The following is a 1,287-nucleotide window of genomic DNA, read 5'->3' as shown; positions in this document are numbered from 1 at the left end:
GGATGCTCGCGACGGATCGTCAGCCACTGCGCCTGCTGCTCGTTGCCTGGATGCGGAACCTCGATCTGCGACAGCTCGAAGCCGTATTTCTGCGACAGCAGCTCATAGATCGGAATCGTCTCCTTGCCATAGGGCGAGCCGTGATAGAGCACGACGATCTTCTTGCCCTTGAGCTTGTCGAGGCCACCTTCCTTGGAGGCGATATAGTTCACGATGCCCGAGGTCTCGCTGTAGGGATTGAGCAGCAGCGGGAAGACGTAAGGGAACACGCGTCCGTCCGTGGTGTCGGTGCGGCCGTGGTTGATGGTGATCAGCGGCACCTTGTCATCGGTGATGCGGTCGATCATGGCATAGGCGATGCCGACCGAAAGCGGGTTCCAGGCGGCGATGCCGGGATTGCTCTTCAATCGTTCATAGACCTCGACGCCCTTCTCGACCTCATACTGCGTCTCGCCCTCGCTCCAGGTCAGCTTGACGCCGTTGACGCCGCCGTCGCGGATGTTGATCAGGTTGAGATAGTCGATGAAGCCGCCGAAGAAGCCGGTGCCGCCGGCGGCATAAGGGCCGACGCGGTAGCTCTGCAGGGGAAAATACTGCTCGGCGGCGTGGACCGCCGTCGCGCCGAGGACGAAGGCCGTGGCGATCGCCGCTTTCTTGAGGTGACTGAAGAAGGTCATGGATTGCGTCTCCTGAGGTTGTGGTCCGTGAGAGGATGTCGAGCGGCGCTCAGCTGGACCTTGAGCCGATCCGTCGTTTCAGGCGGTCGAAGAGGGCCGACAGCCCGTTCGGTTCCGCGATGAGGAAGATGATGATGAGCGCGCCGAGCACGATGCGCTGGCTCATGTCGAGAACACCCGAATCGAACAGTCCGCCAAACAGGAAGGCGCCAAGCCGCGACAGGATGAGCGGAAAGATGACGATGAACGCCGCTCCCAGAAAGGCGCCGCGTATCGAGGCCAGCCCGCCGATGATGATGATGAACAGGATCTGGAACGAGCGGTCGAGATTGAAGCCGGCCGGCTCGACGGTGCGCAGATAGGTGAAGGCCCACAGCACCCCGGCGACGCCGATGATGAAGGACGAGATGGCGAACGCGAGCAGCTTGGTCTTCAGCACAGGGACGCCGATCACCCGCGCGGCGGTTTCGTTGTCGCGCACGGCGATGAAATTGCGGCCGGTCGCGCTGTTGACTAGGCGCCAGACGAGCGCCGTGAGCACGATGACCGTGGTCACCGAGAGCAGGTAGCGGCCCGTCGCCCTGTCGAGCGAGAAGCCCGCAACGGCAAG

2 protein-coding genes are annotated in these 1,287 nt (G+C 62.5%); both read right to left on the bottom strand.

Going from position 1 to position 1,287, the window contains the following annotated elements; genetic code table 11:
* Positions 1-677: ABC transporter substrate-binding protein (locus NKI72_RS35050; protein WP_352852259.1), on the bottom strand; the 677-nt coding region annotated here is incomplete at its 3' end.
* A 49-nt stretch (positions 678-726) separates the two neighbouring features.
* Positions 727-1,287: branched-chain amino acid ABC transporter permease (locus NKI72_RS35045; protein WP_352852258.1), on the bottom strand; the 561-nt coding region annotated here is incomplete at its 5' end.

This window comes from Mesorhizobium sp. M0437 (assembly GCF_040321335.1).
Classification (GTDB): Bacteria; Pseudomonadota; Alphaproteobacteria; order Rhizobiales; family Rhizobiaceae; genus Mesorhizobium.
This window is presented reverse-complemented; position numbering and strand designations above follow the sequence as displayed.